The organism is Bacillus sp. EB600, from assembly GCF_024494385.1.
In the GTDB taxonomy this organism is placed as follows: Bacteria; Bacillota; Bacilli; order Bacillales; family Cytobacillaceae; genus JAEVLT01.
In genome coordinates this window covers 1-20,250 of sequence record NZ_JAEVLT010000034.1, presented here as the reverse complement: position 1 = coordinate 20,250, position 20,250 = coordinate 1, and the positions used below count along the sequence as shown (strand labels likewise).

Annotated in this window: 21 protein-coding genes, 4 pseudogenes and 1 riboswitch; of the genes and pseudogenes, 12 read left to right on the top strand and 13 right to left on the bottom strand. The window is 35.7% G+C overall.

From position 1 onward, the window contains the following. Positions 1-16: 16 nt before the first annotated feature. Both JN080_RS22805 and JN080_RS22800 read right to left on the bottom strand, forming a co-directional pair. Positions 17-610, bottom strand: coding sequence for a dienelactone hydrolase family protein (locus tag JN080_RS22805; RefSeq protein ID WP_256238276.1), 594 nt, complete (start codon positions 608-610; stop codon positions 17-19). A gap of 283 nt (positions 611-893) precedes the next feature. After that, complete coding sequence (locus tag JN080_RS22800; protein WP_256238275.1) at positions 894-1,472, bottom strand: uracil-DNA glycosylase; 579 nt, start codon at positions 1,470-1,472, stop codon at positions 894-896. Between the two features lie 148 nt (positions 1,473-1,620). Between JN080_RS22800 and JN080_RS22795 the strand changes: the two are divergent. Further along, positions 1,621-2,538: pseudogene (locus tag JN080_RS22795) on the top strand (transposase); the annotation flags it as partial. Between the two features lie 296 nt (positions 2,539-2,834). On the opposite strand, the gene JN080_RS22790 reads toward JN080_RS22795, so the two are convergent. Then, positions 2,835-3,374 (bottom strand): methylated-DNA--[protein]-cysteine S-methyltransferase, encoded by a 540-nt coding sequence (locus tag JN080_RS22790; RefSeq protein WP_256238274.1) that lies wholly within the window; start codon positions 3,372-3,374, stop codon positions 2,835-2,837. A 233-nt stretch (positions 3,375-3,607) separates the two neighbouring features. After that, a complete protein-coding gene (locus JN080_RS22785; protein ID WP_375141738.1) occupies positions 3,608-3,847 on the bottom strand; it encodes a hypothetical protein in 240 nt (79 codons plus the stop codon). A gap of 388 nt (positions 3,848-4,235) precedes the next feature. Here JN080_RS22785 and JN080_RS22780 point away from each other — a divergent pair, with 388 nt between their 5' ends. The 7 genes and pseudogenes from JN080_RS22780 (at position 4,236) to JN080_RS22750 (ending at position 6,821) form a co-directional block, all read left to right on the top strand. Further along, positions 4,236-4,394 (top strand): transposase, encoded by a 159-nt coding sequence (locus JN080_RS22780; RefSeq protein ID WP_256238273.1) that lies wholly within the window; start codon positions 4,236-4,238, stop codon positions 4,392-4,394. Beyond that, positions 4,349-4,744: pseudogene (locus JN080_RS22775) on the top strand (IS3 family transposase); the annotation flags it as partial. The gene JN080_RS22780 and the pseudogene JN080_RS22775, both read left to right, overlap by 46 nt. A gap of 501 nt (positions 4,745-5,245) precedes the next feature. Next, positions 5,246-5,401, top strand: coding sequence for a DUF1540 domain-containing protein (locus JN080_RS22770; RefSeq protein WP_256238272.1), 156 nt, complete (start codon positions 5,246-5,248; stop codon positions 5,399-5,401). Between the two features lie 89 nt (positions 5,402-5,490). Next, on the top strand, positions 5,491-5,763 hold the full coding sequence (locus JN080_RS22765) for a hypothetical protein (RefSeq protein ID WP_256238271.1): 273 nt from the start codon (positions 5,491-5,493) through the stop codon (positions 5,761-5,763). A gap of 127 nt (positions 5,764-5,890) precedes the next feature. Continuing rightward, positions 5,891-6,079, top strand: coding sequence for a hypothetical protein (locus JN080_RS22760; protein WP_256238270.1), 189 nt, complete (start codon positions 5,891-5,893; stop codon positions 6,077-6,079). Positions 6,080-6,150: 71 nt separating this feature from the next. Then, positions 6,151-6,546: a MarR family winged helix-turn-helix transcriptional regulator gene (locus JN080_RS22755; protein WP_256238268.1), complete on the top strand. Its 396-nt coding sequence runs from the start codon at positions 6,151-6,153 to the stop codon at positions 6,544-6,546. A gap of 149 nt (positions 6,547-6,695) precedes the next feature. Then, positions 6,696-6,821 carry a hypothetical protein gene (locus JN080_RS22750; protein ID WP_256238267.1) on the top strand — a complete coding sequence of 42 codons (126 nt, stop codon included), beginning with the start codon at positions 6,696-6,698 and terminating at the stop codon, positions 6,819-6,821. Positions 6,822-6,995: 174 nt separating this feature from the next. On the opposite strand, the gene JN080_RS22745 is transcribed toward JN080_RS22750, so the two are convergent. Further along, positions 6,996-7,088 carry a DUF6366 family protein gene (locus tag JN080_RS22745; RefSeq protein ID WP_375141737.1) on the bottom strand — a complete coding sequence of 31 codons (93 nt, stop codon included), beginning with the start codon at positions 7,086-7,088 and terminating at the stop codon, positions 6,996-6,998. A gap of 260 nt (positions 7,089-7,348) precedes the next feature. Here JN080_RS22745 and JN080_RS22740 point away from each other — a divergent pair, with 260 nt between their 5' ends. Together JN080_RS22740 and JN080_RS22735 are read left to right on the top strand one after the other, a co-directional pair. Beyond that, a complete protein-coding gene (locus JN080_RS22740; RefSeq protein WP_256238266.1) occupies positions 7,349-7,777 on the top strand; it encodes a cell wall hydrolase in 429 nt (142 codons plus the stop codon). A 145-nt stretch (positions 7,778-7,922) separates the two neighbouring features. Further along, positions 7,923-8,123 carry a hypothetical protein gene (locus tag JN080_RS22735; RefSeq protein WP_256238265.1) on the top strand — a complete coding sequence of 67 codons (201 nt, stop codon included), beginning with the start codon at positions 7,923-7,925 and terminating at the stop codon, positions 8,121-8,123. A 210-nt stretch (positions 8,124-8,333) separates the two neighbouring features. Here the strand turns inward: JN080_RS22735 and JN080_RS22730 are convergent, their stop codons facing one another. The 7 genes and pseudogenes from JN080_RS22730 to sat all read right to left on the bottom strand — a co-directional run bounded on the left by JN080_RS22730 (position 8,334) and on the right by sat (position 15,752). Beyond that, positions 8,334-9,302 carry an FTR1 family iron permease gene (locus JN080_RS22730; protein ID WP_256238264.1) on the bottom strand — a complete coding sequence of 323 codons (969 nt, stop codon included), beginning with the start codon at positions 9,300-9,302 and terminating at the stop codon, positions 8,334-8,336. 196 nt (positions 9,303-9,498) lie between these two features. After that, positions 9,499-9,684 carry an aspartyl-phosphate phosphatase Spo0E family protein gene (locus JN080_RS22725; protein ID WP_256238263.1) on the bottom strand — a complete coding sequence of 62 codons (186 nt, stop codon included), beginning with the start codon at positions 9,682-9,684 and terminating at the stop codon, positions 9,499-9,501. 26 nt (positions 9,685-9,710) lie between these two features. Beyond that, positions 9,711-9,788, bottom strand: a riboswitch (cyclic di-GMP riboswitch). Between the two features lie 293 nt (positions 9,789-10,081). Next, positions 10,082-10,588, bottom strand: a pseudogene (locus JN080_RS22720) (tyrosine-type recombinase/integrase); the annotation flags it as partial. Positions 10,589-11,474: 886 nt separating this feature from the next. After that, a complete protein-coding gene (locus tag JN080_RS22715) occupies positions 11,475-12,224 on the bottom strand; it encodes a hypothetical protein (RefSeq protein WP_256238262.1) in 750 nt (249 codons plus the stop codon). A gap of 476 nt (positions 12,225-12,700) precedes the next feature. Beyond that, complete coding sequence (gene menB, locus JN080_RS22710) at positions 12,701-13,519, bottom strand: 1,4-dihydroxy-2-naphthoyl-CoA synthase (protein WP_256238261.1); 819 nt, start codon at positions 13,517-13,519, stop codon at positions 12,701-12,703. A gap of 63 nt (positions 13,520-13,582) precedes the next feature. Next, positions 13,583-14,478, bottom strand: a pseudogene (gene cysK / locus JN080_RS22705) (cysteine synthase A). Positions 14,479-14,582: 104 nt separating this feature from the next. After that, positions 14,583-15,752, bottom strand: coding sequence for a sulfate adenylyltransferase (sat, locus tag JN080_RS22700; RefSeq protein ID WP_256238260.1), 1,170 nt, complete (start codon positions 15,750-15,752; stop codon positions 14,583-14,585). Between the two features lie 133 nt (positions 15,753-15,885). On the opposite strand from sat, the gene JN080_RS22695 reads away from it, so the two are divergent. After that, positions 15,886-16,287 (top strand): MarR family winged helix-turn-helix transcriptional regulator, encoded by a 402-nt coding sequence (locus tag JN080_RS22695; RefSeq protein ID WP_256238259.1) that lies wholly within the window; start codon positions 15,886-15,888, stop codon positions 16,285-16,287. A gap of 1,409 nt (positions 16,288-17,696) precedes the next feature. After that, positions 17,697-17,852 (top strand): hypothetical protein, encoded by a 156-nt coding sequence (locus JN080_RS22690; protein ID WP_256238258.1) that lies wholly within the window; start codon positions 17,697-17,699, stop codon positions 17,850-17,852. Positions 17,853-18,162: 310 nt separating this feature from the next. On the opposite strand, the gene JN080_RS22685 is transcribed toward JN080_RS22690, so the two are convergent. After that, a complete protein-coding gene (locus tag JN080_RS22685) occupies positions 18,163-19,377 on the bottom strand; it encodes an N-acetylmuramoyl-L-alanine amidase family protein (protein ID WP_256238257.1) in 1,215 nt (404 codons plus the stop codon). Positions 19,378-20,250: the final 873 nt, after the last annotated feature.

Sequence of the window (20,250 nt, the reverse complement as noted above, 5' to 3'; positions counted from 1 at the left end):
TTGCGGAATAAAAAATTCAGTTATTTTTGAGGAAATGCAATGTTTCTCTAAATGTATTTTGAGTTAATTCTTCATTGTATTTGGGAGAGTATGGATCATTAAATCCGTGTTCACCCCTACATATATGTACATCTATATTTGGTTTATCTAGAGTTAAAACTAATTCATCAACATTAAATGATTTTTCCACTTTCGGAAAAAATAACAACACCGGACATTTCGGATACAAATTCACATAATCTCTAATACGTGAACCATAGTATCCAACGATACCAGCAACACAATCTTCCTCACTACACAACCAAGCAACCGTTGCCCCTACACTAAATCCAATGATAAATATTTTCGAATACTCATCTTGAAGATCTAATAATATATTTTTTACTTTTTGGAAACCATTTGTGAAACCTACATTATCCATAAAATTACGATAAGCCTTTACCTCAGAAGAATAATCAAAGGGCATTTCTCGTTCTAATAAATTGGGACAAATGACATCAAAGTTTTGTTCTGAAAGTAAATCACATAAATCCACCATATGTTGGTTAATTCCATATATTTCGTGAACGACAATAATTAATTTATCGGATTTTTTGTTTATCTTAAGCACCCTATTCACCTTAATTGGTTTTCACATTATTAATTATTATATCATTTCAATCTGCACCGTTAATGGGAGTGCGATATATTTCATTCACTTATTCAAGATAATGGCACTTTAATGGAGTAACATGATTGAGTTTTAAAACATCTAAAAGAACAACAAAGAAAAATCTAATATCAATATCTGTTTAATTCCTTCTACCATCCGTTCGCTAATATGAATCTTGATTCTGTTTAACAGAAGATGACTATATCGGGAATACCAAAGTATGCCCATCAAAAGGTTAGTATCAACAATTAAATAGCCTGTAGAAATCGGCAAGATTTTCCCAATCCTTTATAAAATGCGGCCATAAATTTGGCCGCCGCCGAACAGCCAATGGATGATAGGAAACTAAAGTTTGAAATTCCTTTACTTGTTGGATGGTTCCGCGCATGGACTTCACCTCTGCATTTGGATTATGAAAAAACGATTGAACGGCAACGTTCCCCAAACAAAAAATTATGTATGGTTCCTTCACCTGAAGCTGTTCTTCCAGATGGCGCATGCAAATATTTCTTACTGTTTCCTTATCATAGGCCCGAGTTGGCTTTCTTTTTAAAATGTAGGTAGTGTAAAGGTCGATATCCGTTAACCCAACCGCATAGGCCGCCTGCTGCAAAGCTTGCCTTGTCCCGCAAACGAATGGATTGCCTTCGCGGTCTTCACGTGCGCCTGGGTTATCAAGCAGAATTAAAATCGGTGCATTCGGATTTCCTTCTCCCCAAACCATTCTTGATCCATGCTTATAAAGTCCGCATTCTTTGCAATCCTCAACCGCTTTTGGAACCTGTTCTTCCGCCCATTGATTAGGAACAAATTCAGACATTTGAACCCCTCCTGCTTTTACAATCTCCTTTAGGATTTCCAATAGGGCCAGTTTTAGCACTTTAATAATAAGGATTTCAAGTTGTTTATCTGTCAAATTGTGTTCCATCACAGAATTGAACGAAAAAAAGCATGGAAATGTGCCTGACGGCATCAATCAAGACATACCGGATTATACAGAAATAGAAGATCATAAAGAAGCAAAAGCAACGATAAAATCCTATCTGGAAGAAACAATCACAAAGGTTGAAGAAAGCGTTGATTTAGAAGTTAGTCCTGAAACAAAAGAAGTAATAGAAAATGCGAAGGAAATTCTCAGTGATCCGAAGTTTATCGAACAAAAAGGAGTTCGTTCGATTGTAGACCAGGACGCCAGAGTAGGTCACAAAAGTAGAACAAAGGATTTCTTTGGATACAAAACAGAATATATGATAACCACAGAAGATAGAATGATTACGGCTGTCAGGGTAAAACCCGGTGCATACATGGATGGGAAGCTATTTAATGAATTGATGGAATTGATTCAAAAAAGTGGAGTTAAAATAGGGGAAGTCTATGGAGACAGAGCTTATTTCAAGAAACCAATTCTGGATAATATAAAGGAAATCGAAGCTAAGCCCTACATACCGGTCAATCCGATGGTCTATAAAATTGATGAAGATTTATACAGCTATAACAAAGATTCTGACGAATGGTTCTGTGTTCAGGGAAATAAAACAGAAAGAAAAAAATACTATAAAGACAAACGCGGGGTAGAGTCTTACAAGTATTATTTTGGAAAAGAATTATGTGTCGATTGCCCGCTTAGAGAGATTTGTATTAAGGAAAAAAGGAAAAGTAAACTATTAGTAATAGGAATCAATACGCCTGAATTTTATGGGCATAGCCAGGAACAGAAGACAGACGAGTTCAAGGAAAAATATAAAAAAAGATCTTGTCAGGAATGGAAGAATGGCGAGATGAAGAATTTCCACGGGTTAGATCGTGCCAGGGGGTACGGTCTAAAAAGCATGACCATACAAGCAAAATTAACCGCCTTAGCGGTAAACTTAAAGAGGATAGCAAGCAGTGGGAACTGTTTTCTGCATACATTATGAATAGAATCCAGCCAAAAAATTGGACTTTTTCAGTGGTCTCGGACGTATCTTACTTTTCATAAATCAGAGTTGATTACTCTGGTTTAAAACGAAACAATAGATCCGCTCCTCTGTTTCTATTTCGTGAACGACAATAATTAATTTATCGGATTTTTTGTTTATCTTAAGCACCCTATTCACCTTAATTGGTTTTCACATTATGTTTTAGGGGTTCCTCCTGCGTTGAGGCTCACCCAGTGGTTACCACCATACCAATAGATACATTATCATTCATTTATTTTCTTTCCGTTCTTTATATTTTCCAATTTTAGCAGCCGTTCCTTCATCTCCAGCCCTCCGCGGTAGCCCCTCCATTCCCCGTGTTTCCCAAACAAGCGATGACAGGGTACCGTGATTAACATAGGATTGGCCCCAATGGCGGTTCCTACAGCCCGTACCGCATCAGGCCTATTCATCCGTTCTGCAATATCTGTGTACGTAGCAGTCTGACCATATGGGATCTCCACCAATTTCCTCCAAACAGCCTGTTGGAAGTCCGTACCATGGAAATCCATCGGTAATGCAAATTCCTTACGCCGGCCCTCCAAATACTCGATTAGTTCCGTTTCATAAGGTTTCATTACATTCTTATCCTCCAAAAGTTTATGATTTGGAAGCTTCTTTTCAACCCATTTGGCTAGTTCTTCAAATGGCGCACCTGGTGAACCTACATACAAAAGACCATGATTCGTCGCCGCAATGTATAGATGCCAGATTTTATGGTTTAGCAACATCCAATACACCGTATCCTCCTTATTATTATCCATACATTTCCTCCTGTTATTATTTACCCCTCGGTCTAAATCGATCAACCGTAGGGGGTTCTTGGCAATATACACAAAAAACCTATTCCTACCGTCAACAATTTGCAGCAATCAAGTCGAACAGCATATGATATTTCTCCATTTCTGAAAAAGCAACCGCCATCGGTGGATTGTAATCGTTTAGGTGGACTGTTTCACATTTAAGTAGGTGAAAGAAGCTTTCCATTGCAGCGTTATCAAGTTTTGGCACCTTTACGATTTAAAAATTCCTCTTCCAATCCCAACTCCCTGTTGATTAATAATTCCGCCTTCTCTAGATCCACTCTCGTTATAACGTGATCCATTTCCGACCAATCAACTGTATAAACAAAATAATAGGAGCTTATTAACCTAAAAATTACAGTAGAATTTGGGAATTTATCGAACTTTGCCTTTACCCTTCCCCACTTTGCAAGCTCCCAATACATCATTTTCACAATCTTCACCAAACCTTAAATTTAAAATATGATATCTTATACCACTATCATTATAGGGTAAATTTAATAAAATGGGATTCCATTTAGAAGTTTGGTTTTATCTACCAATGTATCCAGCTTTGTTTTATCAGAAGGACCTTTCTTTTTTACATAATGAGGCAAAGGAACGTAGTGATAAAGACCAAAAGAAATGTATGCCGAGATTTCATCCATACGGAAGAAATATGAGGAGAAAATCTCAAAATTACAAGATCAGTTGGAGAAGAAGAAAAATAGAAAAGTCAAAAGCTGCCACATCGATTGGCAACTTTTGGATCGGCTACACTTATCTAGACAGATATTTTAAGGTCAAGTAGACTACAGATAATATATTTGAGGAGAATCTACGATGACTAAAAGAGAGCGAAGAACATTTACAGAAGAATTTAAAAATCAGATGGTGCAACTTTATCTAAATGGCAAACCAAGAAAGGATATCATTCGAGAGTACGATCTGACACCAAAATCATTGGGTACAGCACTGGTCAGAACAAAGATGCCTTATTAGTTTATCGGGCTCTCGCCTCTATTAAGGCAGACCTCCATAAGATCCAGCTTTTCCATACAGACCGTGGAAATGAGTTTAAAAACAAACTGATTGATGAAGCCCTAGAGACTTTTAAGATAAAACGTTCCCTCAGTATGAAAGGATGCCCCTATGATAATGCAGTAGCTGAAGCCACGTTCAAAATCATTAAAACAGAGTTTGTCAAAGGACGTTCTTTTGATTCACTGGAAGATCTGACACGTGAGTTACATGATTATATACATTGGTTTAATCTTCTTCGTATTCACGGTACGCTAGACTATTTAAGCCCGATTGAATACAAACTTACACACCTTAAAAAAGTTGTCTAGTTTGATGTTGACAATCCATAGATCAGTTTCTAAGGTATGTATTTCATATTCCTAATAACGATGTTGAAAAAGGAAGATACGTCTGTTCAACATTCGTAAATGCTGCATATGCGAGTGTTGGAATAAGATTGACGAAACAAAACCTTCCTTCTCCTGAGGATATTTTCGAATCACCATTATTAACGAAAATCGCTGATATATAGAAATATAACTTTTTCTACACTCATACCCGTTTCCACATAATTCCTCAATTATGTAATTTCCATCTATCGAAAAATAATACAAACCTTATGTAGTGGTGAATATTCTATGCAAAATAAGTTAACTATCAGTACTAAAAAAGATCTTCGGTTGGAAGATCCTTTTTCAGTACCGATAATGTTATGTTAACTAAGCATGTATACGATATACACAACATCCACGATATAAATTAGGCATAAACTCATCTTATGTTCAAAATTATCTTTTTTTGGACAAACTAAAAAGAAGGAGGTGACAAAGATGGCGAAAGATGTAAAGTGCGAAGTAAATAACTGTAACTATTGGGCAGCAGGAAATCTATGCAATGCTTCCTCCATTTATGTTGTTAACCGAATGGGAGCAAATGCATCTACTTCTGAAGAAACGGATTGCAAAACTTTTGAACCAAAAATTTAATTCCATCCAAAGGCAGCTATCATTGGTTGCCTTATCCATTTGTTAGTTTTGACAATAATGAAAATTATTATCACGGAGTTTTGACAATAATGAGAAAAGTCAATGGACTAAACGATATCTATACAATTATACAGAACGAACGCAAATTAGGTAGTGCAATTGAAGCTGAAAGTATTAGACTGCGTTCCGGTGAAGAATTTGCGGGGATTCCTAAATTTTTAGGGGTCCTTTTTGATGTTTATCCGATCCATTTTTTACGTCCGACATTCCGAATAAACATTCTATATATTGTCTTGATAAAATATTCACCTTTATCCTCCGGAGCCAGCAGCTTTTTTAAGATAAATCCGCAATTACTCTGAGATACTTGTCCATTTCTTTTTCTACTTCTGCACATTAACTAATAAAGAAGGGACGTGTTGAATTTTTTGTCGTCCAATCAAGGGGTCAAACCGTTAATAAATCAACATATAAAAGGAGGGGAAAAGAATGGACCACATAGATTTTCGTGATCTCGTTTATAGTCTCGTAGGCCAAGATGTAGAAGTGATTACAGTTCATGGGACATTTAGAGGTACTCCGTTATCTGTCGGAAGTAATTTTCTTAAAAACGCTAAGAAAATTGGCAAAGTTTTAACATACTCTAACGAAGAGGAATTGATGGAAAATAAACGTTAATCCGATCCATTCTCATCCTATGATAAACTAGACAATGAAAATAACATTTTAAGGAGAAGGAAGATTAGGTTATGAGTATCATATTGCCTAAAGACTTGTATGTTTTTTTATCCGAATATAGATACCAATTAAGGAAATTTATTAATTTTAGTGAATCGGCTGCGAAGGATCTCGGTATAACACCACAACAACATCAGTTATTGTTGACAATAATCGGCTTTCCGGAAAAGGATTCAGCAACTCCACGGGAAATATCTGAGCGGTTGATGATTACTCACCATGCTTGTGTTGAATTGATTGACCGCTCTGAAAAACAAGGTCTAGTCTACAGAAAGCCTAATCCCGAAGATGGAAGAAGTGTTCTAGTGGAATTAAGTAACCTTGGAATGGAAAAGATGGAGAAATTATCGAAGATTCATATTGAGGAAATAAAGCGTATTAAATTTTTAAGGGAATATGAATCCTGATGAAATATTTCAAAATTCGACAAGTATTATTTGAAGGATTGAAGCAGCGGGCTTGCTTCTTGACATTTATATCGTATCACGATACAAATGTTTTACTATCTATACTTCTAATAGGTGTTGATGAACTTATGAAAAAGGAGGAATACAACATGTGGATCCGTCTTGTTATTATAGGATTCTTTTCCCTCACAGCTCTTTCTTTAATGTCCTTCCAATCCATCGAAATTGTACATGCAATTATGAATTTAATTCACCATAAAAATCAGTTAAAATAATTTAAAAATGAGTGTGAGCAAAAAACACGCCAATAACATTAATCATAGAAGGGGAGTACCCCATGTCCATCAAGCTAAACATTAATGAACGTGTAGAATAGAACCGTTCCTGCAAAGCAGAAAACGAACTCAGCGAACCCCAAAAATAGGGCTTAATTTTTGAGGTTCGCTCTGTTAAAAGTCGTTCAAGTTGAATGTTGGATTGTTTTTTAATTCTTGTTGTCTTAATTTTTCTCTTTGTAGCTCTGGAGTTTCTTTATCACTCATTCAAATTCCCCCTTTAATACAAATTACCACATATTTCCTAATACTTGTTGAACTATTCTTCCACGTTAGCTTAACAAACAAAGATTTGAAAATTATCCAATGTAACAAAACGTATATTAAGTTACATTTGACCTTCCTAGATGGGGTAGCACGCACATTTTAAAGTTTTTATACGCTAAGGGCTTGGCAGGAAGTTAAAAATCATGTCAACATACAACCATTCGGGAATATATATTGGTGAACAATAATGGAGGTGCTTAATGGCGGTTGTGAGAGCAAGTGCGTCAGATGTTAACTTAATGGCCAGATTGCTTAGAGCTGAAGCCGAGGGTGAAGGGCCGATGGGAGAGCTGCTAGTAGGAAATGTAGGAATTAACCGGCTTCGTGCAAATTGTTCTGATTTTAAAGGGCTACGCACCATTCCGCAAATGATTTATCAGCCCCATGCGTTTGAAGCCGTTATACATGGCTATTTTTATCAGGCACCACGGGAAAAAGAAAGGCGTTTAGCTCGTAAAGTAATTAATGGGCAATGGTTTTGGCCGGCTAAATATAGTTTATGGTATTTTAAACCACCCGGTGGTTGCCCCGGAGAATGGTACGGACAGCCGTTTGTCTCTCGTTTTAAGGAACACTGTTTTTACCAGCCGACAGGCCAAACCTGTGAAAGTGTTTATTCGACATTTTAATTACTGTGTTAAGTCACCTCTGAGGGTGACTTTTTTTATGTAACATAATTGTCAATACTTAACGAATTCCTTTTGTTTAAAAGTCTTGCTAAATGGGTATTTAATATTGATTATCTCTATCAAGGGTTTGGGAGGTCGATATTAAATGGAATACTTACAACAAATGAGAAGAAGAAAGAGATACCATGTAACAATCAAGGGGAATGGTCAGGAAGAACAGGCTGTCATAATAGCTAATTCTCCTGAAGAAATGAAAAGTGTAGTTTGCAAACTGTATAAGCATATAATTATTGATGATAAGCGATTACCATCAGGAGAATTTACCTATTTTTCATGGACATTTTGATAATGACCCCTTTTTTTGTTTATGATAATTTTTGCTATGAACGTACTGGTGTTAAGCCAGTGCATTCTTTTTTTATACTCAAAAAAAGAGTAAACCTATCGGTCTACTCCTCTGCTGGTAGTACTTAATTTTTTATTCATTGCTTTTCTCTTCGAAATATAATGTGCAGCGAAACAAGAGCCTAAAACATAAATAACTGCCCCAATTTTTTTAAGCTGCAATTATTTTTTGTTTAATTGCTTTTCTTTTTGTTAAATAACGCTGTGCGAAGTAAGAGCCTAATACGTAAATAACAGCTAGTGCTTGGAAAGATAAAGTCTCTACTGTTGGGAAAATACAGAACCAGACTTGAGCCCAATCAGGAATATAAAGATTTTTAATTGTAGTTGTGCTCATCCATCCAGCTAATTGCATTTCTTGAACAGTTTCACCAACCATTACAGCTAGAATGATTACTAAAAGAACTCCTGTAAATACCAACATTTTTTTATGAGGTAATTTTCGTTGAGCTAGAAAGGTTAGGACACCTACAATCATTGTCAATGCTAAACCAATCAAGGCTCCTTGGAGAATAATTTCGGAACCTACTTTTAATCTTAGGTTTTGAAGGAAAAGAACAACTTCAAATCCTTCTCGATAGACAGATGTTAAACCGACTAAGAAAAGTGACCAAAAAGTAGCAGCTTCTACCACTTCCCCACTATTAGAAGTGATTTTCTGTTTCCTTTGATTATGGAGTTTTATCCAACCAGTCCAATAAATTTTATGAAAGAACCAATTCATAATAATAAGTAAAACAACTACGGCTAAAATTCCCGTAAAAGCTTGAATGTTTAATTCGGAAGTATTTACAGAAGAAATTATGGCTACAACAATAAACCAAGTGGCTATTACAGCTAAAAAGGAAACACCAGCACCAAATGAGATAGGTTTCCATAAAGTATCTTGTTTTTTACGAACTAAACCAGAAATAATGGCTGCTAACACTAATATAGCTTCTAATCCTTCCCTGAAAACAAGAATAGCAGTATTAAGTATGGCTGCTCCCGGAGTTATATTGTTTGCAGTTGGATCTGGGTTTCCTTGAAAATATACACCCTGCCATACAACAACTCCTATTACCACTAGTACTGATACCGTAATAAGTAAGACCTTAAGATTAAAGAATTTCTTCAACATAAGAAATTTACTCCCCTTTATGTAAATGATAATGATAATCCTTCTCAATTATGATGATTAAATTGTACACTGGTTTCTTTTTTTTCGTCAAGATAATTTTTAATCTATTAAAAATTCACAATATTTGTCTTAGCAATAAAAAAGAAGGAGCATTTACTCCCCCTTTTGAGACTATCCACTCATTATCAAAATATGTTTATTTAACAGTCGATCGCAGTCTTTGCAGATTTAATAAATTATCAAGTTTCCGACTAAGATTAATTGTTTCTTGAGAAGTAAGTCCTTTAGACATCCCGACTGAAATCATTTTTTTTCTTAACTTTTCAATGAGTTCATTTAAATCATTATCATCCAGTTCTTCTTCATCAGCTAAAACGGCCATAATCGAGCCTCCCAAAAAAAATAATTTTAGGCAATTCAGCCGTCATAGTTTAAAAACCTTAGAACTGTAGCTTTGCGTCCTATTAACAATTCCCTTAATCTTTCAATAATTCTAACAAATAAAATTGGATACTATAAAGTAGTTTTTAATTCCAACTATGGTCAACATTAACTACAAGGCCTAGTCACGGGGTTACATTTGTAATCAGTCAGATCATTCTCTACACCCTATCCGTCTGTCCATTCTTCAGGCATATATACTTTGGAGTAACGCATATCTCAGCATGTCATAAGGTACATTGGCTTGGGCCCCTGTCCTTTTTGTTGTTTATCAGGTAAAAATCCCTTATAAACAAAAAAAGACCGTCAGGGGTTAACCTAACAGCACACAAAGTACTTACATATTTTAGTGTAATCTCCGGGTGAGAATGATTTAAAATCTTCTGCAGCTCCGCCACATCCCTGAACTATTTATAATGCCAATAACCAAAGGTTTTCCTCAGAGTATGCGTTCCAATTCCATCCTCTATATCCACCATCTCGGCAGCCTTATTGAGCCGCCTGTAGGCCTGGATCCGTGAAATCGGTTTGGTACCCCTTTCGGCTTAGAAAAAGCTATTCTATGCCGTTCAGAGACTGTATATACTCATTCAGTTCCTCATAGATGTTATCTAAATAGATCGTCCGGGGCTTTAACAGCTCCAAATGAATTTGCCCGTGACTGGTTGGAAGAACGCTATTCACCTTTAGCTTTAATAAATCACAAGACCTGTATTGATTCCAAAAAGAAAAAGGATGTAATCCCGTTTCTCGCAAAATCGTTTGAGGGACCACTTCATATCCGTGATCTTTTCATAATCTCTGATGGGTTGTACATCCTTTATTTCATCTTTTTTAGTCCGCATGTCACTATCCCCCTTTTTCCCTTTGAAAAAATCGTCATTAGTTTGAATGTAACATATTTCTCTTTATGATACATTCAAAAAAACCGAACGAATGATACCAATATTTTCAATGAAATGAATGTAACTTATTTTTTGTAAAGTTACATTTCATAAGGGTTTTGGCTAATTCCAAGATTTTAAAGGATACTGAATGTAACTTAATATCATTTATGTTACATTCAGTTATAGACCTGTTCCTCTTCCCTCGAATCTCTAATTGTTATTCCCGCAATGATGGCCAGGATTATTCCTGTTATGATTGTTCCAATCATTATTCCAATTTTTCCATTGAGGGGGGATAGGGTAGTAATGAGGATAATAAAAAATATGATTCACCATCGATTCTCCTCTACATTTTTTTTGCTATGAAACCATCAATTATTTCCCCACAGAAAAAAAGACAGATTGAAAGTCTGCCCTATGTTTTACCAAAAGAAGGTAAATGCCATATAATATATGCATTTAGCATAAAACGGAATGGGTAAATGTTTAACAGGTATTAGCTGTATCCCGTTTAGTAACGGATAACCGGTATTTTCAGAGATTAAAATAAAAAACCGAAATTTACAAAAAAGGATAAAATATAACATATATGGTGAATGTAACAAAACCTCTATTATATTCATTCTCAGTTAATATAAAACAGCTCTCTAGGAAGTTACCAGCTGCGTCGTCAACGTACCTTATAACGTGCTGAGGTATACGTTACTCCGAAGTATATATGCCTGAAGAGTGGACTGGAGCAGGGAGTATGTAAGGATCAGGAAATTGTGAACCTTGGTGGTGTGAAAATATGTTATCAAATATCGGTATACCTGGTTGATTCTGTTTTTACTTATAGCACTAGTTAGGGCTTTGGCGGTTTTGGTTTTGGTGGTTTTGGATCTAACGGTGGTAGTTTTACCCTTGTTCCTGGCGGTACTGAGTTACTCCGTGCTAGTTTTAGTAGTGAACTGGATGAATCTTCACTGATGCTTTTTTCCTCTTCTAACCTTTTCTGATAATCTTCAGTAGGTTCTGAGTCAGCATTCAGAGTTTCCTGGTTATCTTCAGTAGGTTCTGAGTCAGTATTCGGAGTTTCCTGATTATCTTCTCGTTCTGAATCGTTGTTTTCATTGGTCTGACTACTAGATTCACTTTGTTTATTTTCTTCACCTTCAGCCTTTAGATTATTTAATTGACTTTCGCTACCCATGGTAACTAATTTAATATGGAAAGTTGGGATAACAAATAATGATTGCATAGTATCAGATAGAGTAATCCAATCGTTATGCGTTTCCAAAAGCATCCCTAAAATTGCTTCAGGACCCCGATTCACCTGTAAGAATGAATATTTTAATTTTTCCAAAAGTTGTGCAAAGTTATCTGCAGTAATGAATGAAGTTTGTTGTTCTTCTGTATTTGGCTCCTCAATCATCATTTTCAAACTGATATTTGTGACATGTCTTATATTTGTGTATACAACACCATCATCTTTTACGTTAATCACTAGAAAGTCAGAGCCGACATGTAACAATTTCCCGAATAGGGAATTGGGACCATGGTTATTAACTTGTATTTCTTTTCCAATCAACGGTTCCAAATTGTAGTTATCCATTTGATTATCCCTCCTCAAAACTTCCATATTATATGTAAAAGGAAATTTGCTGATTAGATTTATGCCTAGAACACTTGAATATTTGGTTATATCTGCCCCTTATGTAATAGAGTGAACTTCTGATTACCAATTCGACTTCGATTATTATCTTATTGGAAAAAAAACCAACAAATCTTTTATTTATCGAATGTAAGTTAGGTAGAGTGTTTGTTAAAGGTATGACACTTTGTTTAGTAAAATCAAAAAAGCCGATTCCTTGAGACAGGTATCGCAGCAAGCGGTGGATTACCTGCAAAGACGGGCCAATTTAGCTGTTATTTTTATAAAGTAATGTTTTAATACCTGAAAGTTTGAAATGTCTAAAATATACCTTTAAATGCGTTAAAAAAGGCACCTCAATTTTGGGGTACCCTTTTTTACATATCGAAGAAATCATCTGCTTTTGCTGAGGGATCTACTTCTTTTATAGCCTTCAATTAAGGAAATTTCGGGAATTTTTTGAATTCCGGAATTCTTTTTTCTTTAAAAGCATCTCTTCCTTCTTTTGCTTCATCTGTAGTATAGTAGAGTAATGTTGCATCTCCACCTAATTGTTGAAGGCCCGCCAAACCATCGGTATCGGCATTAAAAGATGCTTTTAAAAAACGAATAGCTGTTGCGCTTTTTTGTAATACTTCATTCGACCATTTGATTGTTTCTTCTTCAAGTTGATCAAGAGGAACAACTGAGTTAACAAGTCCCATTTCCAGCGCATCCTTCGCGCTGTATTGACGACATAAGTACCAAATTTCACGAGCCTTCTTATGACCTATGATTCGTGCTAAGTAACCTGCTCCATATCCAGCATCAAAACTTCCCACTTTTGGCCCTGTTTGTCCGAAGATGGCATTTTCGGAAGCTATTGTTAGATCGCATATTATATGTAGAACATGACCACCGCCAATTGCAAATCCATTGACCATTGCTATAACAGGTTTCGGAATAAAACGTATTAGTCTTTGAAGGTCCAAGACATTTAACCGTGGAATCTGATCTTCACCGACATAACCCCCATGACCCCGAACCGTTTGATCCCCACCAGAACAAAAAGCTTTGTCTCCTGCACCTGTAAGAATAATAACACCAATATTAGAATCATCTCTTGCTCTTGAAAAAGCATCAATCATTTCAACAACAGTCTTAGGTGTAAAAGCATTATGTACATGAGGGCGATTAATAGTAATCTTAGCAATTCCTTGGCATGTTTCAAACAAGATTTCATCATAAATCTTTACCGTTTTCCATTCTATTTCCATTTTAATCATCCTTTCTTGTTTTCAAGTTAGTACCAAACCACTCCCTTTCGAAAGGTAAATTTCTTAAAAAAGGATTGGTTTGGTTTTGCCTTTAGTTGTTTTCTTCAATTGATATAAAGGTGTGCTCAAGTACCTTTCTCCGTTACTTGGAATGATGGCCACGATATTTTTCCCTTTACCCATTCTTTTAGCTAGTTGTAAGGCAGCATAAATGGCTGCACCTGAAGAAATGCCACCAAGTATTCCTTCCATTTTTGCGACATTCCGTGAAGTTTCAAAAGCCTGCTGATCTTCAACAGTAATATCCTTATCATAAGCTGAGGTGTTTAGAGTCTTGGGGATAAAACCTTCACCTAAACCTTGAATTTTATAGGGACCAGGATTTCCACCTGAAAGAATAGCGGAAGTAGCTGGTTCCACAGCAACAATCTTAATATTCGGATATTTTTCCTTTAGTACAGGTCCTGCATCTGAAATCGTGCCGCCTGTTTCAACCCCCGAAACAAAAGCATCAATACCACCAATTGTTTCTCCTTGTTCAACCAGTTCAGTCCCTGTTGTATCACGATGAACCTTTGGATTTGCCATATTTTCAAAATGCTAAGGCATAAAGTATCCTTTATCTATAAAATTTCTCTGCCCTTTTAATTGCCCCTTTCATCTCTTCAGCACCGGGAATAGGAATTAACTGAGCTTCGTAGGCATACAACAAATTTCGGCGTTCCAAGCTCATTGTTTCTGGCATCAAAACAACAATCTTATAACCTTTTGCCGCAGCGACCATAGCTAATCCAATACCGTTTTGCCACTTGTTGGCTCAATAATGATATCTCCTGGTTTTAGATCACCGTTTTGTTCAGGTGCTTCAATCATGGCTAGCCCGATACAATCTTTTACACTACTCCCAGGGTATAGTATTCTAATTTTAAATAAACATTGGCACTCTCTGAAACGACTATTCTATTGAGCTAAACTAGTGGGGCTGAGCCAATCCTTTATTGTAATTGGCTACCCGTATTATATTTTTTTTCCATTGCTAAAACCTCCTATAATTTTTTTGGGTTTAGGCGTGGTGTTTTTGTTTTAATCCATTAATTAAAACCTTGACTACTTCTGGACGAGAAAACTCTGGAGGAGGCATAATTCCCTTTGCCAACATTTTTCTTACCTTGGTTCCTGAAAGAATAATACGATCGTTATCACCATGTGGACATGTTTTATGAGAAGCCATTCCCTCACATTTTTTACAATAAAAACTGTGTTCAAAAAAGAAAAGCTCAATTCCTAATTCTTGCTTAGTAAACTGACTGAAAATTTCTTGCGCTTCGTACGTTCCATAGTAATTTCCAACCCCTGCGTGGTCACGGCCAACAATAAAGTGGGTACATCCATAATTTTTACGTATCATCGCATGGTACACAGCCTCCCTCGGACCTGCATACCGCATTGCAGCTGGAAAAATTCCCAGCATACTTCGATTAGATGGATAATAATTTTTTAACAATACTTGATAGCTTTCCATTCTAATATCAGCTGGGATGTCGTCTGATTTCGTTTCTCCCACTAGAGGATTAAGAAACAGTCCGTCAACAACTTCCAAAGCTGTTTTCTGGATATATTCGTGGGCTCTATGGACTGGGTTTCTAGTTTGGAAGCCGACGACTGTTTTCCAACCTTTTTTCTGAAAAAGTTCTCTTGTTTCACTTGGTTTAAAGAAAAAGGGTTGGAATGGCTCTCCAGTTGGTTCATTAAGAACTTTGATTTCTCCTCCTAGATATACATTAGGACGTTCCATAATCCTTTTGACCCCTGGATGAGTAATATCAGTTGTTTTATATACATTTTGTGCTTCCAGTTTTTTATCTGGTTTATATTTATCCAGTACTTTTAACACCGCATGAATTTTTCCGTCTTCTGTCTCAAGTGCTACAGTATCATCTAAACGAATTGATTGGCTTTGTTCTTCCGTAACGGCTAACGTAACAGGTATACTCCAAATTAAGTTAGATTTTAACCTCATGTTTGTGACAACACTCAAATAATCTTCTTCCTGCATAAAACCATTAAGTGGAGAAAATGCCCCAATGCCAATACATTGAATATCGTTTAAATTAGCAGAATCGATAGTAATTTTAACCATAGATTGAGCTTCTTTTACTAATCGTGCTTTTTCTATTGAATCCCTTACAATTTGGTCAATTAATTTTCCTCCATGTGGTAAACTAAGAACCATCCTTTTTTCCTCCTAGTGAAAATAGTAAAATGAATAATTCCGAGAAAATTCATCAAAATAGAAGTGATTACACTTAAAAAGTATATCGTGTTAAGATATATTTATCAATATAAAAAGGAAAGGTTGATTACTTATGAAGACGACGATGTCGAAAGATGTTTATATATTCTTGTCAGAGTTTAGGTATCAATTGCGTAAATTTCTTAACTTTAGTGAAACCGCAGCTCGGGAACTTGGACTTACACCTCAACAGCATCAGCTGCTACTCGCAATCATGGGACTTCCAGAAAAAGACTTTGCAACTCCTCGGGAGCTATCGGAACGATTACAAATCACACATCATGCATGTGTTGGCTTAATAGATCGGTGTGAACAATTGGGTTTCGTTACTCGAAGAAAGAATCCAGAAGATGGGCGTAGTGTCCTTGTTGAAGTAACTCAGAAAGGAAAAGAAATATTGGAGAGGTTATCAGAAGCCCATCTCGAAGAAATTAATCGTATAAAATTCTTAAAAAAATTCGATGTAAATGAATAATACACTTCTATCCAGTAATATATTTCCATATTAGAATACTTGTCAATTGGTGTTAGGATGATTCATGTATCTAACGCATACAAGAAGTGTTTGACATTCGGGTGAAAAGACAAGATTATATTCCAGCTAATGCCCCTTTAAAGGGGTTTTTTTGCTATTTTTCATTTGGCTTAACACTGATTGCATTTAAAATATTTGTAAAAATACAAAATTAACTATTGTCTATTCTGAATAACATGCATGAAAGCGTGGAAAATTTCAATTGATTGGTAAATCACAAGGTCAAAAGCGGTTGCAGCAAAAAAGATGATAACTGAAGAGTTAAACCAATGCATTTTCGTTCCTCCCTTGTCAATCATTCCTCTTATGTTTTACTTGCATATGCCCTATTCCAAGAAACACTAGGAATCGGTGGTGGTTTACACTCAAAATTATATCGTACTACGATATAATTATCAATATAAAATTAAGGAAGGTTGGTTCTACAACATTTTGCGGGAATTTCCTCAAATGCTTTTCTAACCGCATGCATTTGAAGCGATTACACTGGGTACCTTTATCAAGCGGCAAGAGAAAGTGAAAATGCTTACAACTTGTTTTAAGAAAATCATTGCCACAAGGGTCCATGCAGTTACAGAAACCCAAAGATAAACAGGGACAACAGCGAAAAACATGTGTAGCCCCTTACTATTCTTCGTCTTCTGGTGCAGGATCGTATTCCCCTCAAGCTGTCCTTTTCTAAATCCGTACAAATTATTCAAGAAAGAATGGTCTTACCTTATGACCCATAATTATTATATTTCGTAAGTCTAAGGATTACTTGGAAAAATCCCTATTCTTCATAAGGACTCCTTTGTATAACACTTTTGTATAACACAATTAGGCAAATACCCATCAGGCTGCAATACAGGGCAATTCTATACGTCTAGAAAGAGGTATCCATTCGTCGAAAGGAATTGCACTAGGACTTAACATGTTCCCTTTTCCTTCATGAGCAAATAATTTGCGTATGTAAGCGATTTCATTTATGATTAAATTGGGGCAGATGGTACGTGTGTCCATCATGGTATTCAGCGTAGGTGGGGCTGGTACTAGGGAGCTAGTATGCCCTTATTTTGTTTCTGGATTCAAAATTCACCAATAGAATGTTAGTCTTGAAAAGGTACAAGAATTAATAAAAAAGGACAAAAAAGCACAAAAAACTAAAGGGAGTCATAAATAAAACTATAATTTAATAGTTTTTTCCTGTATTTTACATAAAATTAATAGAATTATTTGAAAATTTCTATTATAATAGAATTACTGTCAAGTCATGTAATTACTGCTCACAAAGACGGCTTATTATAATAGCCGTCCTTTTTTGTCCTGTTATCCGTATTCGTATGTAAATAAAAATGAGGTGATACAAAATGGTAGGCGATCACGTTTTATTTCATGGAAAAGAGTACGTTATTATTTTTAGGTACACCAGCGATTATTGTGAATTAAAGGAAAAAGGAAGTAAACACCATATTGAACTAGTCCATATTTCAGAAATAGAAAAAATGCCTTATTCGGAACATTGAACTAAAACTCATAAAACAGATCAATCAAAAGAATGTTACTTTTAATAACATCTTCATAAATTGTTAATACCTTGTTTGTTCTTATTTAACGCTTATCCAATATAATGACAATGGGTTGGATGGTAAGTGTGTCCATCACGGTATTCAGCGTAGGTGGAGCTGATATTAAACGGGAGCTAGTATGCTCTATTTTTTTGGCAGAAAACCTCTATTTTAAATTAAATATTTAAAAAGGGCTCGGCAAAGTTGCTGAGCCCTTTTCCGGTCCATTCAAAGTGAGTCTTTAGAATATCTCCGGTTCCAAAGTTGCTTATTTCTTGTTTGAAAAGTAATCGAGCAATCCGAGGTAAACCCCTTTAGCTACGTTTTCACGGTAAGTAGAGCTTTCAACAACAGGATCATCTTTTTTACTAGAAAGGAAACCAAGTTCAATTAGGGTACTTGGTTGTAAGTTGTTTCGTAAAACACTCAAGTCGTCGAATCTTGTTCCAATGTTATTTAATTTCGTTGCTTTGACAACCTCATTTAAAACATCCGAAGCTAATTCGTTATCTTTCGATTTTTGATAGTAAAAATCAGTCACACCATTTACCGATGTGTCGTTTGACCAATTGTAATGAAAACTTATAAAAGCATCCGCATGGTTTTTGTTGGATATTTCTGCCCTTTGTTGTAAAGGAATAAAAGTATCGTTGGTCCGAGTCATAATGACATTGGCACCTGCATTTTTTAGCTTTTGTTTAACAATTTGAGCTGTTTCTAAGGTTAAAGTTTTTTCATGAGTTCCAACATAGCTTGTTGTTCCATCATCTTTCCCACCATGTCCTGGATCAAGCACAATGGTTTTCCCTTTAAGAGGCTCCTGACTATTTTGCTTAAGAACTGTATTAATGGATTGGGTCGTCATTTGTGTACCTGACGTACTGGTTGAATTCCTTGATTGGGTCATACTGTTTTTATCTGTTGTATGACTGGGTGTTGTCTTTGATGTCGGGCCAACAGGTTGAGTTTGATGTTTGCTAGGTGTATTTTTAGTGATGTAATATTCGTTCACCCACCCGCTAACACCAGAAGGAGATACAATTTTGGCCCATTCACCTTGTTCTTCATGGATGGTGATTTTTTCTCCTGATTTTAATTGGCCTACAACTTGACTAGATAGCCCAGGCTCTTCACGTATGTTCAAAACAGGAGCTACGACGATTGCTTCGGTATCTTCAGCAGTTATTATGTAAGCATCATTAACCCACCCAGTTTGGTTATTTGATAGTAAAATTTGATCCCAGCCATTCTGAGTCTGAATGATTTCAAAAGTGTCTTCTTTATGAGCTAGGCCAATGATCTTACTTGAACTGTCTGCAGCTTTCCGGACATTAAGATCGGTTGCAATAACCGTCCCCTGTGTAGAAGAGGCGTTTGCATAAGCCGGTTGATCTTTTTCAGGTTGAATAAAAGGTAATGTCATAATGCAGATAATGGAAAGTAATTTACTTATTCTTGAATTTTTTATTCTGAGTATTATCAATTTAATAACCTCCATCTATTTTAAACTGCAAAAATAGTATGGTCAGGTTTCTATTAAAATATAATCTAATTAAAATTTCTTTTTGTCGATTTAGTCAGATTGAGTTACTACCAGATATAGCGTTTGAAATTAGATTCAAAATTCACCATTAGAATTCAAAAGGTGATTTAATACGAAAAAAGAATAAAATGAACCAAATAACTCAAAAAACATAAGGTTAATTAATAAAGCAGTAAAGTAATGAATTTTTCATTTTACCCCGATTGAAGATTTATTAGTAATTCGCAACAAAACTTGTGTTTTGTTCGAGTGATTTCTTTAGTATATCCTATTCGGCTGGAAAAGGATGCGGAGGCCTGGATAACACCACAACAAAACGACATCTTTTAAAATTTCAGGAATTTCTGTATTTCTCTCCGATTTTTTTAATTGGTTTTATTCTATTAATATCCCTTTAAACAAATAAACGTTTAATCTTAAAATAGATAAAATTCTTGTTAAAAGTGGTGACTTCAAGATAGCTCAGAAGCCTGGGAATTGCTATAACTACTTTAATTTAAAATTTTATACTTTCTTCATTCATTTAGTACTAAGAAAAGAAGGTCTAAGAGAAAAGATAAAAAGCATAATAAGTTCAAATACGCAGTATCATTCTTTCTATTACTTTGAAAGGGGATTGTCTGGCTTCATTTTCGATATCCCTGTTAGAATTTTGGAACCATGGTTAACCAAAGTTTTTTTAAGGCATACTTTTTATTAAGTGTGTATATTACTTAGTCAGATTCCTTGAAGTTTTTGTACCGCATTGCCCTTGCGGTTTTTTTTTGATGTATTTGTACCTTTCAACTTGTTTATAGAGCATTTTTTACAAAA